The organism is Janthinobacterium sp. SUN026, assembly GCF_030397625.1.
In the GTDB taxonomy this organism is placed as follows: Bacteria; Pseudomonadota; Gammaproteobacteria; order Burkholderiales; family Burkholderiaceae_D; genus Janthinobacterium; species Janthinobacterium kumbetense.
In genome coordinates, this window is the sequence record NZ_JAPQNU010000001.1 from 655,298 (window position 1) to 675,502 (window position 20,205).

Genomic DNA, 20,205 nt, shown 5'->3' on the forward strand with positions numbered 1-20,205 from the left:
GGATGCTTTTTGATCGGTATCAAGGCCATGAAACACGGCGCCGTTGCGCCGTTGCCGTGCTTGCGTAAGGTAATATTGCGGCAGAACGCAGTGGAATGACTCCAGGAAAAGGTTGGAATGTGCTTGAAACAGTGAATGACGTTTGCATCAACGCCGCTTGCGGCCGGACCTTGCCGCTGCGCGTGGCGCATTGCCCGTTTTGCGGCGCGCGCCAGATAGCGCAAGCGCCTGTCCTGGAGAAAGCCGTGGCGCCGCCGCCGGTGCCGCGCATGCCGCCGCCCGTACCCGACGCGCCTCCCACGCCTGCTCCCATGCCGCAGCCCGCGCCGCAGTCCGTGCCCGCGCCCAAGCCCGTCCCGCCAGCGCCTGCCGCGCCGGCCAAGGCGCCGCCCGCGAAACCGGTCGTCAAGGGTTCGGTGCCGCCACCGCGCCCGCCCGTGCGCTTGCGCACGTGGATCGCGGCGGCAGTGGTATTGACCGGCATCTGGTTCTTCAACAAGCCCGCCGACAAGCCAGCCAGCGTGGCGGAACAGGTCGAGGCCGCCACGGCGCTGGCGGCGCAGTGCGACCTGGACGGGGCGCGCAGCGCGCTGGCCGTGCTGAAAAGCGCCAAGGCGCCCGCCGCGCACCTGAAACGTTTGCAGGCAAGCATCACCAAGTCCGCCGCCGCCTGCGACAGGCAACAGCAGCGGGCACAGGCCTGGACGGCGCTGCAAGACAGCGTCAGCCAGGCCCTCGATGGGGGCAAGCCGGATCTGGCCGCCACGCGCCTGGCCGCCTACGTGAAACGCTGGGGCGACGATCCCGACACCCTGGAACTCGATGCCAAGGTGAAAGTGGCGCTGGCCAGCGCCCAGCTCGACCTGGCCGACGCCTGCCTGGCGCGTTCGGACCGGGTTTGCCTGGAAAACAGCCTGATCGCCGCCGAGCGCTACAAACGGCCGGAACTGGCGGCGCGCACGCAGACGCTGCGCACGGCGTTGTCGCAATTGCTCGAGCGTTCGCTGCTCGATGCGGCCCCGGGAGCGGGCCAATAACCCCAGCATGAAAAACGCCCGCCGCGGCCAGGCCGTGCGGGCGTCGCGCCTGTCGGCGAGCGCGATTACTCTTGCGGCACCAGCGCCAGCGCCGCGCTGAAGTCGCCCATCGGCTTGCCGCCGTTGGCCACCAGCGCCTTGTCGCGCGTGCTCAGGCCATCGAGCACGGGTAACGCAAAACGGTGCGTGATGGCGCGCAGGATGGAAGCCGAATCGTATTGCGTATGATCAACTAAACCCTTTTTCACATACGGCGAGACGAGGATGGCGGGCACGCGCGTGCCGGGACCCCAGCGGTCGCCCTTCGGCGGCGCCGCGTGATCGTAAAAGCCGCCGTTTTCATCGTAGGTGACGATGACCAGCATGTTCTTCCACTGCGGACTTTTCTTCAACTGGGCGATGACGCTGGCGATGTGCGCGTCGCCGTCGGCCACGCTGGCATAGCCCGCGTGCTGGTTCAAGTTGCCCTGCGGCTTGTAGAAGGTCACGGGCGGCAGCTTGCCGGCGCCCGCGTCGCTGAGGAACTGGCTGTCGAAGTCGCGCAGGTGGGCGGCGCGGTAGGCGGGCGCCTTCACGGGGTCCATGTTCGCAAAGTAATTGAACGGCTGGTGGTGGAACTGGAAGTTCGGCGGATTCGGGAAGCTGCCGGCGCGCGCGCTGGCCGTCGCCAGGGCCGTCGTGTCTTTCCAGGCGCCCGCATACCAGGCCCAGTCGATGTTCTTGCCTGAAAGCAAATCACCGATATTCGTCTGTGTCTGCTGCGGCAGGGTGGTGGCCTTGCCCGTGTCCGCATACAGCTTGCTGCTGTCGCCGGACGCCGGGGCGTTGCTGCTGGGCTGGAACGGCGGCTGCATGGTGTTGACGGCATAGAACATGCCCGTGCTGTCGGCCGGCGTCAGCGCGCCGTCATTGGCATACGCAGGCGCGCCGTTCAGCACGGTGCCCGGCGCCGTGGCGGACGGCGTCAGGCGCAGGAAGTTGCCCTTGGCATCGACGTCGATCTTGGCGATCGAACCCTTGGCCACCGAGGTGTCCGCGTTCGGGTAGGTGGGCGCGCAGGCGCAGATCAGGTACTGGTGCGTGAGGAAGGAGCCGCCGAAGGCACCGATGAACAGGTTGTCGGCCAGCGCATATTGTTTGGCGATGTCCCACAGCTGCATCTTGCTGCCGTCGTAATAGCCCATGCTCAAACCGCCCGCATCGGAATAGGCCGTAAACTTGTCGTTGGCGCCGCCGTTGATCTGCATCTGGTTGTTGTAGAAGCGGTGCACGAGGTCGCGCGTGATCACCGATTGCGGCAGGTACAGGGGGCTGGCGGCGTCGTCGATCTGGAACGGTTTGTTCGGCAGGTTGGCCGATTGCGCCTGGGTGATGACGGTGCTCTGGCCGGCCGCCGTCATGCCGCCCCAGGTGGGCGGCAGCACGGGCAGGGTGCTGCCGTCGATGTCCTTCTGCGGCACGTAGGCGGAGCTTGACGTAGGGTTGACGCCCGGCACGCCATTCGCCCCCGGGAACAGGCCGTACAGATTGTCGAAGCCGCGGTTTTCCGCGTAGATGACGACGATGGTCTGGATATTGTTCAGCGCCAGGGCGCCGTTCAGGGCGGCCAGCGCATCGGCGGGCACCGCTTGCGTGCTGGCGCTGGCGATCAAGGCCGTCACGCTGGCGTTTTCCGCCTTCAGTTTCGCCAGCTCGTCGCCGCTGGCCTTGTTGAAGTCGGACGCCAGGCCCGCTTCCGACACGCCCAGGCGCGCGGCCAGCTTGCTGCTGGCGGCCGCAAAGTCGCCGCCGTTGCCATCCATGACTTGCGCCAGTTCCGTCGACAGGGCGCTCACAAACGCGCTGTGGCCGGCGGGAGCGCGCAGCAGCAGTTTTTGCGTCACCTTGCTGCCGCTGTCGCCGATGGCTTCATGGCGGATGGCGTCCGTGCCGATGGTCGCCAGCACGGCGCCCTGGCCGTCCAGCGTGTAGCTGCCGTCGGCGGCCGTGCGCACGGTGGCGGAGGCGCTGTCGCACGTCAGCTTGGCGGTGGCGCTTTCCAGGCACACCTGGGCGTTTTCATAGTAGCTGCCGATCACCTGGCCTTGGGTGCTGGGGGTGATCGCATAGTCGCTGCCGCAGGCGGCCAGGCCCAGCGACAGTAACAACGGCAGGGGCCGCAGGGAGGGTTTTGCGTGCAAGTTCATGTTCATGCCTTCTGGGTGGAAAACGTCGCATGCTAGGCAGGCAATATGTCAGCTGCGTGACATGTCAGCGCCTGTTACATGACGTAATGTACGAACTTGATACATGAGGTTTTGCAGGGTTTTGTCACGCAGTTGTCACATGCCGTTGCTACGCTGCCAGCCCATGATGAAAACGATACCCCCTCTGCTGCTTGCCATGTGCATGCTGTCCGCCTGCCAGCCCGCGCCGCCGCCGGAAGCCCAGGCAGCCCCCGCGCCCGCCTACCTGGCCGCGGCCTACGCACCGAGCTTGAAGCGCCAGCCATCGGTGGCGGCAATGACGGCCATGGGCCGCGCCATGTTTTTCGAGCCCGGCCTGTCCGTGTCGGGCAAGCTGGCCTGCGCCAGCTGCCACAGTCCTGAGCATGCGTACGGCCCGCCGAACGGGCTGGCGGTGCAGCTGGGCGGCCCGGAATTGAAGGATGCGGGCACGCGCGCGGCGCCCTCGCTGCGTTACCTGCAGACGGCGCCCGCCTTCAGCGAGCACTATCACGACGACGATGGCGACGACAGCGTCGACGCGGGTCCCACAGGCGGGCGCAACTGGGATGGCCGTGCCCAGTCCGGCCATGAGCAGGCGCTGGCGCCGTTGCTGTCGCCGCGCGAGATGGGTAACCGCGACGGGGCCGCCGTCGTCGCCAAGCTGCGGGCCGGCCCGCTGGCGGCGCAGTTCCGCCAGACGTATGGCGCGGATATTTTCGAACAGCCGGGCCAGGCGCTGCGCTGGGCGCTGATGTCGCTGGAAGTGTTCCAGGAAAGCCCGGCCAACTTCTACCCCTACACGAGCAAGTACGACGCCGTGCTGCGCAAGCAGGCCGCTTTGAGCCCGCAGGAAGCGCGCGGCCTGGCCCTGTTCAACGATGAACGCAAGGGCAATTGCGCGTCCTGCCATATCAGCCAGGTGAGTGCCGGCGGCGCCTTCCCGCAATTTACGGATTACGGCTTGATCAATATCGGCGTGCCGCGCAACGGCAAGCTGCCGGTCAATGCGGACCCGGCGTTCTTTGACCTGGGATTGTGCGGCCCGGACCGCACCGACTTGACGCAGCACAAGGAATATTGCGGCAGCTTCAAGACGCCGTCCCTGCGCAACGTCGCCCTGCGCAAGGTGTTTTTCCACAACGGCAGCTTTACCAGCCTGGAGCAGGTGCTGCGTTTTTACGTGCAGCGCGATACGGCGCCGCAAAAGTGGTATCCAAAGGATAAGAACGGCAAGGTGCGAAAATACAACGATATGCCGCCGGGAATGGAAGCGAACGTGAACGTGGAAGCGCCGTTCGACCGCCAGCCGGGCCAGGCGCCCGCCCTGAACGCGGCGGAGATCGCCGACGTGATCGCCTTCCTGCACACTCTGACGGATGGCTATCGGGCGCCCGGTCCTGCGCAGGGAAAACATGGCTAAAAAATATCAAGATACCATTGCTTACAACTACGCCACAAAAGCGTGTTTTTATGTGCGTTAGCGCACGCTAGAAAATTTTAGGCAGGTGTATATTGCGAACTGATCTGTGTCTTTTGATAACAATGAAAGGGAATATCATGAAAGTAAGCAAAAATTGGATGACCGTGTGCGCCGCCGGGATGATGGTCGTGGCACTGGCTGCCTGCCAGAAGAAGAGCGATGTCGCCGCAGGCCCTGCGGAACAGGCTGGCCAGAAGATCGATGCGGCCGCTGCCAAGGCTGAAGCCGACATCAAGGCCGCCGCTGCCAAGGCTGACACTGCCGTGAGCCAGGCCGCTGCCGATACGGGTGCCAAGATGGACCAGGTCGCCGCTGACGCCGACAAGAAAATGAGCGAAGCGGCCGACGCCGTCGGCAAGAAAGTGGAAAAAGCGGGCGAAAAGATGCAGGACGCCGCGCACAAGTAATCATCGCGATAACATCGCCAGGGCCGGCCACGGCCGGTCCGCTCCCCGCAGCGGTCGTCAGGTGACGGCGGCTGCGGTCACGCCATCGCTGGCGCCAGCCTGGCTGCCCCGCGTCGCCGCGCCTGCAGCGGCAGTATCGCTTCCGTCCGTTCCCCCCAGCACCACGCTCAAATCGACAAAGCCGTCGCGCCACGCGCGTTCCAGGTCTTGCTCCACCGCTTCCAGGGTCGTTCTTTCCACCTGCTGAAAACCGCGCAAGCCATACGCCCGGTTGCGCCCGTGCGCCTTGGCCAGGTACAAGGCCATGTCGATCAGGTTGACGCTGCGTTCCCACGTGAGCGGGCGTCCCAGCGGCGCCAGCGGATAGGGCGCAAAGCCCACGGAGACGTGCACCTGGATGGCCTGCCCCTGGTAGTGGATGACCTGCGCCGCCATGCCGTTGAGGATGCGCCGCGCGATATCGTCGAGCCCGTCGCGCGCGACGGCCGGCAGGAAGGCAAGGAATTCCTCGCCGCCCCAGCGCACGATCATGTCCGTTTCGCGCAATACGTCGTGCAAGGTTTCGGCGATCGTCGTCAGCACCAGGTCGCCCGCGGCATGGCCGTAACGGTCGTTGATGTGCTTGAAATGGTCGACATCGAGCAGGAACAGCGCGCCCACGACATCGGCGCCGCCGTAGGCCGGCTGCGGCTTGCCCGCATGGCTGCGCATGAATTCCTGGAAATGGCGGCGGTTGTACAGGGCCGTCAGCGGGTCGCGCGAACTTTGGCGCTTGAGTTCCTGGTTTTTCACCTTCAGTTGCACGTTCGCGTGGCGCACCTTGCGGTACAGCAAGCCAACGATGGCGGACGCCATGGCCAGTACCAGCGCCAGCAGCCACCACACGCGCTGCTGCAGGCGGCGGTTGTCGATTTCCGTGCTCTTGAGCTGATTTTCGCGGCTCAGCAGCTCGATCTGGCGCTGTTTCTTTTCCGCCTCATACTTTTCTTGCAGCTCATATACGGCTTTTTGCCGTTGTTTCTCGAACAACTTATTCGAGATGCCCCGCTCGCGGTGGTAGGCCGTCACGGCGCCGCGCAGGTCGCCCGCCTTTTCCAGCGCCGTGCCGTATTCCAGCAGCACGGCCTGCATGTCCGGCTGGTTGGCCGTGCGTTCGTAGTAGGCCAGGCCCGTGGCCACGCTTTGCTTGCCTTCCTGCAGGCGTCCCTGGCCGATCAGCGCCTGGCCGATGTTCAGGCGCGCCGTCGCTTCCACCTGTTCATTGTTGACCAGGCGCCCCGCCGTGATGGCTTCATTCGCATAGCGCAGCGCGCGCACGTAGTCGCCTTCCTTCAGGTAGCTGTCCGACAGGTTGACGAGGGTAACGGCCACCATGCCGCGCGCGTCCAGCTGGCGTTCCAGCGCCAGGGCCGCCAGCAGGGCGCGCTGGCCCCGCTGCGGCTGCTGCGCGTCGAGCGCCAGCCCGTATTCCGTATTCTTCGCCTGCGCCATGCGGCCCGGCGACGCCAGGGTGCCGGATACGGCCAGCAATTCATCGAGCACCGCGAAGCCCTTGTCGTATTCGCGCATCTGCGTGTACAGCAGGGTGAGGGCATTCAGGGCGGCGGCCAGGCTGGTGGGGGAGTTGCTCTGGCGCGCCAGGTCGACGGCCGCCTGCAGCTTGGCCAGCGCAAACGGGAAATTGCCTTCCTCGGCCCACGACTGGCCCGCGCTGATGGTCGCCTGCACGCGCACGGGCAAGTCGTCCGTGCGGTTGGCGATGCGTTCCGCTTCGAAGGCCAGCAGGTGCGAGGCGCGGCGTTCGTTCAGGGCAAACGTGATGTAGGCCTTGCAGAGCACGCCTTTCGCCAGCGCCACGTCGTTCTTGTTGGCGCGGGCGTAGGCGATCAGCTCCTCGGCCAGCTGCATGGCGAGGTCGTTCTGCCCCAGGCGCATGCGGACGGTGCTCAGCTGGGTCAGGAATTCCGCGCGCACGGGCAGGGGGGCGTTGCGCGCCTGCGTTTCCACCTCTTGCAGGCGTTGCAGGGCGCGCGCGGGCACGAAGCGGCCATCTTCGCGCACGGCGGCAATCTGCTGCTCCAGGTTGCCGGCCTGGGCCTGGGCGTGGACGGCGGGCGGCAGCAGGCAGGCCAGTACCAGCAGCCAATGCGCCTTTCGCCATGATGCCCGTCTCTGTCTGCCTGCCAACGTCCCGCTCCCGCAATGACCACCTGTCTTGAACAGATTATATTCTGTTGCAATCAAGAAATATCATGCGGTGCGCAGAAATTTGCGAAAGTGCACACGGCAGGCATTGACAAGGCCCCCTTACTGCGCCAGCTGCTGCAGCAGGTACAGGCGCTGGTACAGGCCGCCTTCGATCTGCATCAGGGCGTCGTGCGGCCCCGCTTCCGTGATGCGGCCGTGATTCAGGACGATGATCCGGTCGGCTTCGCGGATGGTCGACAGGCGGTGGGCGATGGCGATGATGGTCACCTTGCCGCGCAACTCGTTGAGGGCCAGCTGCACGATCTGCTCCGTCTGGCTATCGATGCGCGACGTCGCTTCGTCCAGCAGCAAGATGCGCGGCTGGCCGGCCAGCGCGCGGGCAATCGCGATCAGCTGCTTCTGCCCGGACGACAGGCGCGAGCCGCCTTCGCCCAGCGGCGTGTCGTAGCCATGCTCCAGCGCGGCGATGAAGTCGTGCGCATGCGCGGCGCGCGCGGCCGTCTCGATCTGCTGCTGCGTGTAGCCGCGGCCCATGTCGATGTTTTCGCGCGCCGAGGCGGCCAGCAGGAAGGGGTCTTGCGGCACAAGGCCCACGTCGGCGCGGAAATGCTCGTTGTCGATGCTGTCGAGGGCGACGCCGTTGATGGCGATGCTGCCCTGTGTGACGGGGTAGAAGCGCAGCAGCAAGGAGAGCAGGGTCGACTTGCCGCTGCCCGTGTGGCCGACGATGCCGAAGAAGGCGCCTTGCGGGATGGTCAGCGACAGGTCGTGCAGCACGGGCTGGTTTTCCACGTAGGCGAACGTCAGGCGGGAAATGTCCACGGCGGGCAGGTCGACGCCCGCTTTCGCCTGCCGCCGGGCCGGTGCTTCCCTTCCCTGCGCGTGCTCCAGCGCCTGCGCTTCGTCCAGCAGGGCCGAGACGCGCGCCGTGGCCACCACAGATTGTTGCAATTGACTGAATTGCATGGTGATCTGGATCAAGGGTTCGATCACGCGCGCGATGTAGCTGATGAACGCGTACAGCACGCCCACTTCGACGGCGCCCATCTCGCGCCGGCCGAAGCTGAAGATGACGACGGCCAGCAGCACGATGTTGAGCATGTCGAGCGCGGGGCGCAGCAGCCAGGCGTTGGCGCGCAATTCCTGCATGCGCGCCGTGTAATGGTCCTGGTTGATGCCCGTGAAGCGCGCGCCGAAGCGCTTTTCCGCGTTATTCGCCTGCAGCACGCTCATGCCGCCGATCGATTCGGCGATCTGTCCGTTGATTTCGCTGCGCAGGGCGCGCGCGCGCGTGACGGCCGGCGCGCTCCAGCGCTGGTACAGGAAGACGATGACCAGCACGGCCGGCAGCAGGGCCAGCACGATCAGCATCAGCCGCCAGTCGAGGAAGGCCATGGCGGCCATGGTGCCGACCAGCACGATGGAGCTGTCGAGGATGACGAACAGCACTTGCACGTACAGCGATTTCACGGCTTCCGTGTCGTTGGTGACGCGGCTGACCAGCTGGCCCGTGATGGCGCGGTCGAAAAAACTCATCGGCAGGCGCAGCACGTGCTGGTACACGGTTTCGCGCAGGCGCTGCACCGAGCGCATGGCCAGGCCGGACAGGCGCACCAGCTGCAGGTAGCGCAGGCCGGAAGCGACCCAGCCCGTCAGCAGGCAGCCACCCAGCAGCAGGGACATGCGCGTCCAGTCCAGGTTGCGCGGCAGCAGATGCTGGTCGATCAGGGCCTTGCCCAGGATTGGCCCCGTCACTTCCAGGGCTGCGGCGAGGATCAGCCAGAACGTGGCCCAGTACAGGTGGCGCAGGTCGGGCGCGGCGGCGCGACGCAGCAGGCCGATGGCTTGCGCGGCCTGGCGGCGCACGGATTGCGTGGCGGTGGTGGCGTGGTCGTTCTTAGATGGCATCGAGGCTGGCCTCCAGTTGTTGATAGCGCCACTGGCTGGCATACCAGCCGTCGCGCTGCATCAGCGCGTCGTGGTTGCCCGTTTCCGTCACGTGGCCGTCGCGCAGCACCAAAATCAGGTCGGCGTTGACGACGGCGCTCAGGCGGTGGCTGGCGATGATGGCGCTACGCTCGGGGCGGCGCGCGCGCAATTCTTCCAGGTGCTGCAGGATGCGCGTTTCCGTGCCCGTGTCGACGGCGGACAGCGCATCGTCGAGCAGCAGCAAGCCGTTGTCGGCCAGGAGAGCCCGGGCAATCGCCACGCGCTGGCGCTGGCCGCCCGACAGGGTGATGCCTTTTTCGCCCACGTGGGTCTGGTAGCCGTCTGGGAATTGCAAGATGTCCGCATGGATATCGGCCAGCTGCGCCGCCCGTTCCACTTCCTCGCGCGTGGCGCCGGGACGGGCCAGGGCGATATTGTCGGCGATGGTGGCGGAAAACAGGAACGATTCCTGCGGCACCCAGCTGATGGCAGCGCGCAGCGCATGCAGGGTGTAGGCGTCCAGCGGCTGGCCATTCCACGTGGCCGTGCCCGATTGCGGCGTGACCTGGCGCAGCAGCACGCGCAGCAGGGTCGATTTGCCGCTGCCCGTGGGGCCCACCAGACCCAGGGTCTGGCCCGGCTGCAGGCGCAGCGAGATGCCGGACAGCGCGGGCGCCGTCTGGCCTGCGTAGGCAAAGCCGACGTCCTGCAATTGCAGGGGGCCGGGCGTGAGCGTAGCGATGCTGCCGTGGTCGTCGATGGCCAGCGGCGCATCGAGCATCGGCTGCAGGCGCTGCCAGGCGGCGCGACCCCGTTCGATCAGCGAGAGTACCCAGCCGGCGGCGAACATGGGCCAGATCAGCTGGCCCAGGTACATGGAAAAGCTCGTCAGCGCGCCGATGGTCAGCTGGTCTTGCCACACGAGGTAGCCGCCCAGGCCCAGGGTCAGCGCCGTGGCGGCCGTCAGGGTCAGGCCGACGGCCGGTTCGTACGCCGCTTCCCAGCGCTGCGCCGTCAGGCTGGCGTTGGCCGCGTGGCCGGCCAGGGTGGAAAACTGCTTGCTGCTGCGCTCTTCCAGGCCCAGCGCGCGCAGGGTGCGCACGCCCGACAGCGATTCCTGCACATGGTCGTTCAGCGCCGAAAAGCGCTTCAGCGAATCCGTCGACGCCGTATGGATATGGCTGGAAATGCGCCAGAAGGCCAGTCCCATCAGCGGAAAGGGCAGCAAGGCGATGCAGGCCAGGCGCCAGTCCACGCCCAGCAGCATGATGCCCAGCACCATCAGCAGGGTCAAGGTGCCGTCGAAGCCGGCCAGCATGGCTTCGCCGGCGGCCATTTCGATGGCGTCGATGTCGTTGGTCGCCAGCGCCATCAGGTCGCCCGTGCGCTGGTTCTGGTAGAACGACGCGCCTTGCTGCGACATGCGCGTGTAGAAGCGCGTGCGCAGCATCACGCCCAGCTGGTAGGCGGCCTTGAACAGGGTGATGCGCCAGCCCACGCGCAGGAAGTAGATGACGACGCCCACGGCGAGCAGGGTCAGCAGCTCAAGCCACAGTTCGGCCGCCGTCATGCGGTGCGCGGCCAGGGCGTCGATGATGGCGCCCACGCGGCGCGGGATCCAGACGGTCAGTGTTGCCACGCCTGTCAGCATGACGGCAGCGGCGGCATACGCCGGCCAATGCTGGCGCACGAAGCCGGCGATGAGCCTCGATAAACTCATGGGTACCTTTTGTTTTGAATAATGGGGTGTCGCGGGGCGGAAGGACGGGCACGCGGACGGAAAGTACGCGTAGGATACAACAAGGCGGAAAAGCGCGCTGTGGGCGGGCACGCAAAAAACGGGCCGTAGCCCGTTGTTTTGCTGCATCAGTGCCGTGCGCGAGGCTTACTTGCGACCGCTGCCTTTGCCGCCCAGCATGTCGAGCTGTTTCGATGGCGTGCCCTTGGGCACAACCTTGGCTGCCGGCTTGGCGGCTGGCGCAGGGGCGTGCTTCACGACGGCCTTGGCCACGGTCTTGCCGGCGGCGCTGGCCGGCTTGCTCGTAGGAAATGGTTTTGCGGCCGGCTTGGCCGGTGCTGGCGCGGCGGCTTTCGCTGGCGCGGCGACGGGCGCCGGTGCGGGCTTGGCCGCTTCAGGCTTGGCTGCCGGCTTGGCTTCGACCGCTTTCACGGCAGGCTTGTCGGCAATCTTTTCGGCAACCTTGGCAGGCGCCGCTTCCGGTTTGGCTGCCGGCGCGGCGACTGGTGCGGGGGCTGGTGCTGCCTTGGCGGCAGGCTTGGCCACGTCGGCAGGCTTGGCGACAACGGGGGCAGGTGCCGCTGCAGGCGCAGGTACGGCGGCCAGCGCTGGCTTGGCTGCGGCAGGCGCGGGAGCGATGGCAGGGGCGACGGCATCGAGGCGGGCCTTGGCCGAGGCCAGCAATTCAGCCTGGGTGCTCGAGGCGATGCCGAACAGCTGGCGGCTGTAGGCCAGCACGCTTTCGATGTTCGGCTGGGCCTGGCTGGTGCTATAGCTGAAGAAGTCGCGCGGGTCCTGCGTTTCCAGCAGGTGCTGCGCCGTTTCCGCCGTGTGCGACAGGGCGGCCTTGCCTGCGTTCAAGTTCAGGGCGATGATTTTCTCGGCGCTTTCAAAGACTTTGCTGGTGAGGGTGCTGAAGATTTGCAGCTGGTTTTCCAGTTGCGACTTGGCGGCGCTGGAAAATTGTTCAGGAAGCGGAAACATATTTACTCCTTTGTACGGATTAAAATGCTGGCAAAACGCTCTGCAAAATCCCGAAAACCAGAGTTGGCCGCGTTTTGTAAAGTGGGTAGCGCGCTAAAAGCTGATCATGGACTTTTTATGATGCAACGCAATATGAATATTCTAGCGGTGATTCGAGTTAGTTGAAAGCTATTTTCTCAAGGGCGTGCGCCGCGTGTTTGCCACGGGCTGGCTGTATTCATGCGCCTGGCAGCATTTGCAGAAAGTTTGCGCGTGCGCAAAGCGTTGTCATGGAATCTATGGCTACGCTTTTGCCAGTGAGTATATTCGTGCACTGCAGCATCCTTGAGGAAATAAGATGACAATGCACTGGAAGCACCAGGTACTGCAGTCAACCGAAGGAGTGTCCGCATGGACCTAGTCATCCGCAATGCCAGCCTGCCCGACGGGCGCCGCGCCATCGATATCGCCATCGAGGGTGGCCGCATCGCCGCCGTCGGCCCCGCCTTGCCCGTGACGGGCGCGCAAGAGATCGACGCCGCCGGCGACCTGGTCACGCCACCGTTTGTCGACGCCCACTTCCACATGGATGCTACGCTCAGCTACGGCCTGCCGCGCGTGAATGCCTCCGGTACTTTGCTCGAAGGCATCGCCCTGTGGGGCGAATTGAAGCCGCAATTGACGCAGCAGGCGCTGGTGGAACGCGCCTTGCAGTATTGCGACTGGGCCGTGGCGCGCGGCTTGCTGGCCATCCGCTCGCACGTGGACATCTGCGACCCGCGCCTGCTGGCCGTCGAAGCGCTGCTCGACGTGAAACGCCAGGTGGCGCCGTATCTGGATTTGCAGCTGGTGGCCTTCCCGCAGGATGGCATCCTGCGCAGCCCCGGCGCCTTCGACAATCTGAAGCGCGCCATCGCCATGGGCGTCGACGTGGTGGGCGGCATCCCGCATTTCGAGCGCACCATGGCCGACGGCGCGGAATCCGTGCGCCTGCTGTGCGAATTCGCCTGCGAACGGGGCCTGATGGTGGACATGCATTGCGACGAGTCGGACGACCCGCTGTCGCGCCACATCGAAACCCTGGCCTTCCACAGCCAGCGCCTTGGCATGCAGGGCCGGGTGACGGGTTCGCACCTGACGTCCATGCATTCGATGGACAATTACTATGTGAGCAAACTGCTGCCGCTGATCCGCGAGGCGGGCGTGGCGGCCATCGCCAACCCCCTCATCAACATCACCTTGCAGGCGCGCCACGATACGTATCCGAAGCGGCGCGGCATGACGCGCGTGCCCGAGATGCTGGCCGCCGGCATTCCCGTCGCCTTTGGCCACGACTGCGTGATGGACCCGTGGTACAGCCTCGGTTCGGGCGACATGCTGGAAGTGGCGCACATGGGACTGCACGTGGCGCAGATGACGGGCCAGCAAGCGATGCACGACTGCTTCCTGGCCGTGACGGAGACGCCGGCGCGCATCCTGGGCCTGGACGGCTACGGCATCGCGCCCGGCTGCCATGCAGACTTGCTGATCCTCGATTGCAGTTCGACGGTGGAAGCGCTGCGCCTGCGCGCGGCGCGGCGCCTGGTGCTGCGCCGCGGGAAAGTCGTCAGCGAATCGCCCCGCGCGCAATCGCGCCTGCACCTGCCGGGGCGGCCCGATAGCGTGAATTTCCGCCTGGGGCGCTGATACAATCAGCCATCACTTGTTATCGGGAGCACTGCTTTGAAAGAAATTGACATCCGCCCGGCCACCGAAGCCGATTTTGACGCCATGTGGCCGATCTTTCAGACGCTGGTGGCCGCCGGCGACACCTATACCTTCCCCGCCGATACCACGCGCGAAGCATGCCACGCCTACTGGTTCGGCCCTGGCGTGCAAAGCTTCGTCGCCGTGATGGGCACGGAGCGGCTGCTGGGCATGTACAAGCTGGTGGCGAACCAGCCGGGCCATGGCTCGCACGTGGCCAATGCCTCGTTCATGGTCGATCCGGCCGCGCAGGGCGTGGGCGTGGGCCGTCTGCTGGGCGTGCACTGCATGGAAGAAGCGCGCCGCGCGGGCTACCTGGCGATGCAGTTCAACTTCGTCGTCAGTACCAACCTGGCCGCCGTCACCCTGTGGAAAAAACTGGGCTTCACGGTGGTCGCCACCCTGCCGCTGGCCTACCGCCACGCGCAACTGGGCTATGTGGACGCCTACGTGATGTACCAGCTGCTGAGCGACCCGATGCAGTGGCCGGCATGAGCGGCGCCATCACCATCTGCGAGACGCCGCGTCTGCGCCTGCGCACGGTGACGCCGAACGACGCGGCCTTCTACCTGGAGCTGGTCAACGACCCGTCGTGGATCGCCAACATCGGCCAGCGCAATCTCCACACCGTGGAGGCGGCCCGCGCGGCCCTGGAAACGGGGCCGATGGCGCAGTTCCGCGAGCAGGGCTATTCCCTGTACATCGTCGAGCGCCGCAGCGATGGCGCGCCTGTCGGCATGGCTGGCCTGGTGCGCCGCGACAGTCTGCCCGGCCCCGATATCGGCTATGCCGTGCGTCCCGCCCACTGGGGCCAGGGCTATGCCTACGAGGCGGCCGCCGCCATCGTGCGGCACGCGCAGCAGGTACTGCGCCTGCGCACCCTGTACGGCATCACTTCGCAGCAGAACCAGGCGTCGATCAATCTGCTCAACAAGCTGGGGTTGCGCTTCGAACGTTTCTCGCGCCTGCCGCCGGAGGGCAGGGAGACGAATATCTACCGCAAGGATTTTCGCCAGGATTGAGGCGGAAAATCCGTATCGGCGAAGTGAAAAAAAGTATTTAGAAACCGGCGCCTTTTGTAGTGGTGATGCGCGGTCATTGTTTTTATAGTGGTTTCACCGGTGGAAAACCGCCGGACTATAAAAATGGAGACGTGTTATGAAAATCATGACTGCTGTTGCATGGGGCGCCCTCATGTCCGCCGGGTTTGCAGACGCCTCGGCGCAAAGCTGCTCGGTGCCCGTGATCAAGGTGCTGGCGCAAAAAAGCCTGGGCCTGACGGTGATGGAAAAGACCCTCGCCGAGTATGAAAAGAAAAGCGGCACCAAGGTACAAATCAGCTATTTCGGCGAAAACGACCGCCGCTCCAAGGCCAGGCTCGATGCTTCCACCAAGGCCGGCTCCTACCAGATCTACTACATCGACGAAGCCAACGTGGCCGAATTTGCCACGGCCGGCTGGGTCGTCCCCCTGCTCAAATACTTGCCCAAGGAAGCCGACTACGACGACTTCCTGCCGGGCCGCCGCGCCGTCGCCTCGTACAAGGGCGTGGCGTATTTCGCGCCCCTGATCGGCGGCAGCGACTTCCTGTTCTACCGCCGCGACCTGCTGGAAAAGGCCGGCATTGCCGTGCCGAAGACGCTCGACGAACTGGTCGCCGCCGTCAAGAAAATGAACAGCCCGCCAAATGTCTACGGCTGGGCGGCGCGGGGCCAGCGCGGCTCTGGCATGAATGTCTGGCGCTGGTCGCCGTTCATGCTGGCCGCCGGCGGCAAGTGGGAAAAGGATGGCGTGCCGACCTTCAATTCGCCGCAGGCCGTGAAAGCGACCACCCTGTACCGCGACCTGTTCAAGTATTCGCCGCCGGGCGGCGCCACCTACGACTGGAGCAATGCGCTCGAAGCGTTCAGGTCGGGCAAGGTGGCCTTCATGATCGAGTCGACGCCCTTCGCCGACTGGATGGAAGACCCGAAAAAATCGTCGGTGGTCGACAAGGTCGGCTACGTGCGCCCGCCCGCGCCGCTGGCGTCGGCCGCGTACGGCCATGGTCTGGCCATTTCCGCCACGGGCGCCAAAGATGAATGCACGCGCCAGGCGGCCGGCAAGTTCATCGCTTTCGCCACGGGCAAGGAGCAGGAACAGGCGCGCCTGAAGGACAACGTCTTCAGCGACTACAACCGCACCAGCACCATCAACAGCGACTATTTCCGCAAGCACGTCAAGCCGCAGATCCAGGCTGGCCTGACGGACACCACGCCCGTCTCGCGCGTCACCATCTGGCCTAGCCCCGAGTGGCCGGACATCGGCGACAACCTGGGCGTCGTGCTGGAAGAGGTGTTTACGGGCACGCGCGGCGATGTGCAGAGCGCGCTCGATGAAGCCAACGAGTATGCGACGGAAGTGATGCAACGGGCCAGCAAGCGCAAATAGAGACATCTGACCAAACCTGCTGCGCGTCGGTATAGGCGGCCTGCGATGCTCACTGTGCATAAAGCACAGTTCCGCTTCTCGGCCACCTCTACCTTTCGCTCGCTACGGTTTTGTCAGGTGTCGTGACGCAGCCTGTTTGCTTGTCCGTTCTCGTTTGAAAGCCATGACCATGCCGCATTCCATCCGTAAAAAACGCCACACCTGGCTGCCGGCCGTCTTCCTGACGCTGCCGCTGCTGATCCTGCTGATACTGGGCCTGGTGCCCAGCATCGCCGCCATCAACCTGGCCCTGCAAAACCGCGTGCTGCGCTACAGCGACAGCGACTACGTCGGCTTTGCCAATTTTCTCCGCCTGTTCGGCGACCGCCGCTTCGTCAACGCCGTGCAGGTGTCGGCCATCTGGGAAGTGGTCACCGTGGCCGGCTCGCTGATCGTCGGTGTGCTGCTGGCCGTGTTCCTGTTTGAAAGGGTCAAGGGCCGCACCCGCGACATCATCGCGCTGCTCCTGATCGTGCCGGTGCTGCTGCCGCGCGTCTCGGCCGCCTTCATCTGGAAGTTCATGTATTCGCCGCTGATGGGCATTTTGAACTGGATGCTGGAATGCGTGGGCCTGGGCGGCACGGCCTTGCTGTCCGACCCTGCCACGGCCCTGTATGCGGTGGCGCTGGTCGATATCTGGCAGTGGGGCCTGTTCTTCGGTGCCGTCATCCTGAAGCTGCTGGAAACCCTGCCCGCCGAACCGCTGGAAGCGGCGCGCCTCGACTACGCCAGCACGCTGCAGGTGTATGCGTACATTGCGCTGCCCATGCTCAAGGTGCCCATCATGAGCCTCGTGTTCATCAAGATGGTCGAGTCGCTGCGTTCGTTCGACCTGATTTACGTGATGACCAAGGGCGGCCCCGGCATCTCCACCGAAACGCTGGACATGTACGCGTATGCGCAAGGCATCGGCCTGATGGGCAAGGTGTCGTACGCGTCCAGCATGGCCGTGCTGATGATGCTGGCCACCACCGTCATCTTTACCTTACTCTGGAAGCGGGTCGCCAAATGGGAAAACTGACTGTTACGCGCGGCCTTGGCGCCGTCACCACCACTGCCATCACCACGGTGATCGTCCTGGTGGCGCTGTTTCCCATCCTGTGGGCCGTGCTCAATTCCTTCAAGGAGCTGATGGACATCGTCACGCCCGTGCCGCGCTTTTTCTTCAGCCCGACCCTGGCCAACTACAAGCAGGTGCTGGCCAGTCCGGAAGTGCTGACGGGATTGGGCAACAGCGTGGCCATCGTCGGCGTGGCCGTGCTCCTGGGCGCCGTGCTGGGCGTGCCGGCCGCGTATGCGATCGCCCGCTATCCGGTGCCGGCCAAGAAGAATATCCAGTTCTTCCTGCTGTCCTTGCGCTTCTTGCCGCCCGTGGCCGTCGCCATTCCGCTGATTTCGATCTGGATCGACCTGGGCTTGTACGACTCGCGCCTGTCGATGGTGGTGACGTATCTGCTGGTGACCCTGTCGACCATCATCTGGCTGTCGATTCCCGCCTTTGCGCGCATCCCGAAAGAGATCGAGGAAGCGGCGGCGCTCGATGGCTACGGCCCGTACCAGGTGTTCTGGCACGTTGCCCTGCCGGTGGCCTCGAAGACCCTGATGGGCGGCATCGTCTTCAGCTTCGTGCTGGTCTGGAATGAACTGATGATCGCGCTGGCGCTCACCTCGTCGAAGAGCATGACCTTGCCCGTGGTGGCGTCGGCGTTTACCTCGATGGGACAGGAAGTGCCGTGGGGCGTGGTGAACGCTTCCACCGTGCTGCTGGCGCTGCCGCCGCTGCTGTTCGTCGGCATCCTGGGCCGGTTGCTCAACTCCATGCTCAAACATAAATAACGATAAACAAGGAAGACAATCATGCAAGCACTCGTACTGGAACAGGCGCATTCAATCACCTTGCGCGACATCGACGTGCCGCTCGCCGTCGGCCCGCGCGACGTGAAAATCAGGATTCATACCGTGGGTATCTGCGGCAGTGACGTGCATTACTTCAAGCACGGCAGGATCGGCCCCTTCGCCGTCGAAGCGCCGATGGTGCTCGGCCACGAGGCCTCCGGCGTGGTGGCGGAAGTGGGCGCGGAAGTCACGCACCTGAAGGTAGGCGACCGGGTCTGCATGGAGCCGGGCGTGCCGCAGTTCGATTCGCCGGCCACCATGCGCGGTCTGTACAACCTCGATCCGGCCGTGCGCTTCTGGGCCACGCCGCCCATCCACGGCTGCCTCACGCCGTATGTCGTGCATCCGGCCTCGTTCACCTTCAAGCTGCCCGACAACGTCAGCTTCGGCGAAGGCGCCATCGTCGAACCGCTGGCCATCGGCTTGCAGGCGGCGAAAAAGGCGGCCATCAGGCCGGGTGACGTGGCCGTGGTGGTCGGCGCCGGCACCATCGGCGCCATGAATGCACTGGCCGCGCTGGCGGGCGGCTGCTCGCGCGTGATCCTGACCGACCTGGTGCCGGAAAAGCTGGCCCTGTTCGCCGATAACCCCGCCGTGACCACGGTCGACGTGCGCCAGGCCAGCCTGGCCGATACGGTGCGCAAGGCTACCGATGGCTGGGGCGCCGACATCGTCTTCGAGGCCAGCGGCAGCATGCGCGCCTACGACAACATCATTGACCTGCTGTGTCCGAACGGCTGCCTGGTGCTGGTCGGCATGCCGCCGGATAAGGTGCCTTTGGATGTCGTCGCCATCCAGGCCAAGGAAGTGCGCATCGAGTCGGTGTTCCGCTACGCGAACATCTTCCCGCGCGCCATCGCCTTGCTGGCCTCCGGCAAGATCGACGTGAAGCCTTTCATTTCGCGCACCTTCGGCTTTGCCGACGGCGTGCAGGCGTTCGAGGAAGCGGCCAAGGGCCATCCGCGCGACGTCAAGATCCAGATCGAACTGGTGGGAGACTGATCATGGCAAATATCGCCTGCAGGCAGCTGCACAAGACGTATGACGAGAAGACGGCCGTGCTGCAGCCGTTCGACCTGGAAATCGATGACGGCGAATTCATCGTCCTGCTGGGGCCATCGGGCTGCGGCAAGTCGACCTTGCTGCGCATGATCGCGGGCCTGGAAGACATCAGCGGCGGCGAGCTGCTGATCGGCGGCGCCGTCGTCAACGACTTGCCGCCCCGCGCGCGCAACGTGGCGATGGTGTTCCAGAATTACGCGCTGTATCCGCACATGACGGTGTACGACAATATCGCCTTCGGCCTGCGCCGCCTGAAGGTGCCGAACGACGAGATCGAGCGTCGCGTGCGCGAGGTGGCGGCCATTCTCAGCCTGGACAGCCTGCTCGATCGCAAGCCTCGCGCCATGTCGGGCGGCCAGCAGCAGCGCACGGCGATTGCGCGCGCCATGATCAAGACGCCGCAGGTGTTCCTGTTCGACGAACCGCTGTCGAACCTCGATGCCAAGCTGCGTGCGCAGCTGCGCGCCGACATCAAGCGCTTGCACCGTCGCCTGCGCACCACCACGTTGTACGTCACGCACGACCAGCTCGAAGCGATGACCCTGGCCGACAGGGTGGTGCTGATGAAGGGCGGGCATATCGAGCAGATCGGCACGCCGGCGGACCTGTACAACCACCCGCGCACCCTGTTTGCGGCCGGCTTCATCGGCACGCCAGCCATGAACTTCATCGATGGCGTTGTCGAAAAAGAGGGCGGGCAAACGGTGCTGGTGTGCGCCGGCTACCGCTGGCCCCTGGTGTCGCCACGCTTCGCCGCGCTGGCGGCGGGTTCGCGCGTGGTCTTCGGCCTGCGTCCGAATCATTTGCGGGCGGCGCCAGCACAGGCACAAATGCAGGCACCGGCTGGCACCCATGGCCTGGCGTGCGTGGTCGACCTGGTCGAGCTGCTGGGCGCGGAAGCGCTGATCAGTTTTCAGTGCGGCGCCTTGACCTTGTCGGCGCTGCTGCCGGCGAATGCGGCCAACAGCGCGGCGCAGGTAGGGCAGACCCTGGCGCTGGCCTTCGACGAAGAGCACGTGCATCTGTTCGACGCCGACAGCGGGCTGGCCGTGGCGCTCAGTGG

Annotated in this window: 15 protein-coding genes and 1 pseudogene; 11 read left to right on the forward strand and 5 right to left on the reverse strand. The window is 65.1% G+C overall.

All coding sequences use genetic code 11. The features are described 5' to 3' along the window. Positions 1-119: 119 nt before the first annotated feature. On the forward strand, positions 120-1,037 hold the full coding sequence (locus OX459_RS03015) for a hypothetical protein (protein ID WP_289903776.1): 918 nt from the start codon (positions 120-122) through the stop codon (positions 1,035-1,037). Positions 1,038-1,102: 65 nt separating this feature from the next. On the opposite strand, the gene acpA is transcribed toward OX459_RS03015, so the two are convergent. Next, complete coding sequence (acpA, locus tag OX459_RS03020) at positions 1,103-3,223, reverse strand: acid phosphatase (protein WP_289903777.1); 2,121 nt, start codon at positions 3,221-3,223, stop codon at positions 1,103-1,105. Positions 3,224-3,389: 166 nt separating this feature from the next. Here acpA and OX459_RS03025 point away from each other — a divergent pair, with 166 nt between their 5' ends. Together OX459_RS03025 and OX459_RS03030 are read left to right on the forward strand one after the other, a co-directional pair. Continuing rightward, the gene (locus OX459_RS03025; protein ID WP_289904810.1) at positions 3,390-4,664 is read left to right on the forward strand and encodes a cytochrome c peroxidase; all 1,275 of its coding nucleotides are present in this window, start codon (positions 3,390-3,392) and stop codon (positions 4,662-4,664) included. Between the two features lie 137 nt (positions 4,665-4,801). Beyond that, the gene (locus tag OX459_RS03030) at positions 4,802-5,131 is read left to right on the forward strand and encodes a hypothetical protein (RefSeq protein ID WP_289903778.1); all 330 of its coding nucleotides are present in this window, start codon (positions 4,802-4,804) and stop codon (positions 5,129-5,131) included. 57 nt (positions 5,132-5,188) lie between these two features. Here OX459_RS03030 and OX459_RS03035 read toward each other — a convergent pair whose 3' ends face one another. The 4 genes from OX459_RS03035 to OX459_RS03050 all read right to left on the reverse strand — a co-directional run bounded on the left by OX459_RS03035 (position 5,189) and on the right by OX459_RS03050 (position 11,990). Next, positions 5,189-7,318: a GGDEF domain-containing protein gene (locus OX459_RS03035; protein WP_289903779.1), complete on the reverse strand. Its 2,130-nt coding sequence runs from the start codon at positions 7,316-7,318 to the stop codon at positions 5,189-5,191. A 120-nt stretch (positions 7,319-7,438) separates the two neighbouring features. After that, on the reverse strand, positions 7,439-9,247 hold the full coding sequence (locus tag OX459_RS03040; protein WP_289903780.1) for an ABC transporter transmembrane domain-containing protein: 1,809 nt from the start codon (positions 9,245-9,247) through the stop codon (positions 7,439-7,441). Then, the gene (locus OX459_RS03045) at positions 9,237-10,988 is read right to left on the reverse strand and encodes an ATP-binding cassette domain-containing protein (protein WP_289903781.1); all 1,752 of its coding nucleotides are present in this window, start codon (positions 10,986-10,988) and stop codon (positions 9,237-9,239) included. The genes OX459_RS03040 and OX459_RS03045 overlap by 11 nt, the downstream gene beginning before the upstream one ends. 165 nt (positions 10,989-11,153) lie before the next feature. Continuing rightward, positions 11,154-11,990, reverse strand: coding sequence for a phasin family protein (locus tag OX459_RS03050; RefSeq protein ID WP_289903782.1), 837 nt, complete (start codon positions 11,988-11,990; stop codon positions 11,154-11,156). Positions 11,991-12,380: 390 nt separating this feature from the next. Between OX459_RS03050 and OX459_RS03055 the strand changes: the two genes are divergently transcribed. The 8 genes and pseudogenes from OX459_RS03055 to ugpC all read left to right on the forward strand — a co-directional run. Beyond that, positions 12,381-13,655 (forward strand): amidohydrolase family protein, encoded by a 1,275-nt coding sequence (locus tag OX459_RS03055; RefSeq protein ID WP_289903783.1) that lies wholly within the window; start codon positions 12,381-12,383, stop codon positions 13,653-13,655. Positions 13,656-13,691: 36 nt separating this feature from the next. Beyond that, positions 13,692-14,210 (forward strand): N-acetyltransferase, encoded by a 519-nt coding sequence (locus OX459_RS03060; RefSeq protein ID WP_099666740.1) that lies wholly within the window; start codon positions 13,692-13,694, stop codon positions 14,208-14,210. Next, on the forward strand, positions 14,207-14,737 hold the full coding sequence (locus OX459_RS03065) for a GNAT family N-acetyltransferase (RefSeq protein WP_289903784.1): 531 nt from the start codon (positions 14,207-14,209) through the stop codon (positions 14,735-14,737). The genes OX459_RS03060 and OX459_RS03065 overlap by 4 nt, the downstream gene beginning before the upstream one ends. A 145-nt stretch (positions 14,738-14,882) precedes the next feature. Beyond that, a complete protein-coding gene (locus OX459_RS03070; protein ID WP_289904811.1) occupies positions 14,883-16,145 on the forward strand; it encodes a sugar ABC transporter substrate-binding protein in 1,263 nt (420 codons plus the stop codon). Positions 16,146-16,308: 163 nt separating this feature from the next. Next, a complete protein-coding gene (locus OX459_RS03075) occupies positions 16,309-17,205 on the forward strand; it encodes a sugar ABC transporter permease (protein ID WP_289903785.1) in 897 nt (298 codons plus the stop codon). After that, positions 17,193-18,020, forward strand: coding sequence for a carbohydrate ABC transporter permease (locus OX459_RS03080; RefSeq protein ID WP_289903787.1), 828 nt, complete (start codon positions 17,193-17,195; stop codon positions 18,018-18,020). The genes OX459_RS03075 and OX459_RS03080 overlap by 13 nt, the downstream gene beginning before the upstream one ends. A gap of 21 nt (positions 18,021-18,041) precedes the next feature. Then, positions 18,042-19,082, forward strand: coding sequence for an NAD(P)-dependent alcohol dehydrogenase (locus OX459_RS03085; protein WP_289903788.1), 1,041 nt, complete (start codon positions 18,042-18,044; stop codon positions 19,080-19,082). A gap of 2 nt (positions 19,083-19,084) precedes the next feature. Next, positions 19,085-20,185 (forward strand): annotated as a pseudogene (gene ugpC / locus OX459_RS03090) (sn-glycerol-3-phosphate ABC transporter ATP-binding protein UgpC); the annotation flags it as partial. Positions 20,186-20,205: the final 20 nt, after the last annotated feature.

Excerpts from the sequence above, each read along its gene's own strand:
- acpA (WP_289903777.1), bottom strand. The coding sequence starts at position 3,223 with ATGAACTTGCACGCAAAACCCTCCCTGCGGCCCCTGCCGTTGTTACTG.
- OX459_RS03025 (WP_289904810.1), top strand. The coding sequence starts at position 3,390 with ATGAAAACGATACCCCCTCTGCTGCTTGCCATGTGCATGCTGTCCGCC.
- OX459_RS03030 (WP_289903778.1), top strand. The coding sequence starts at position 4,802 with ATGAAAGTAAGCAAAAATTGGATGACCGTGTGCGCCGCCGGGATGATG.
- OX459_RS03040 (WP_289903780.1), bottom strand. The coding sequence starts at position 9,247 with ATGCCATCTAAGAACGACCACGCCACCACCGCCACGCAATCCGTGCGC.
- OX459_RS03045 (WP_289903781.1), bottom strand. The coding sequence starts at position 10,988 with ATGAGTTTATCGAGGCTCATCGCCGGCTTCGTGCGCCAGCATTGGCCG.
- OX459_RS03050 (WP_289903782.1), bottom strand. The coding sequence starts at position 11,990 with ATGTTTCCGCTTCCTGAACAATTTTCCAGCGCCGCCAAGTCGCAACTG.
- OX459_RS03055 (WP_289903783.1), top strand. The coding sequence starts at position 12,381 with ATGGACCTAGTCATCCGCAATGCCAGCCTGCCCGACGGGCGCCGCGCC.
- OX459_RS03065 (WP_289903784.1), top strand. The coding sequence starts at position 14,207 with ATGAGCGGCGCCATCACCATCTGCGAGACGCCGCGTCTGCGCCTGCGC.
- OX459_RS03070 (WP_289904811.1), top strand. The coding sequence starts at position 14,883 with ATGACTGCTGTTGCATGGGGCGCCCTCATGTCCGCCGGGTTTGCAGAC.
- OX459_RS03075 (WP_289903785.1), top strand. The coding sequence starts at position 16,309 with ATGACCATGCCGCATTCCATCCGTAAAAAACGCCACACCTGGCTGCCG.
- OX459_RS03080 (WP_289903787.1), top strand. The coding sequence starts at position 17,193 with ATGGGAAAACTGACTGTTACGCGCGGCCTTGGCGCCGTCACCACCACT.
- OX459_RS03085 (WP_289903788.1), top strand. The coding sequence starts at position 18,042 with ATGCAAGCACTCGTACTGGAACAGGCGCATTCAATCACCTTGCGCGAC.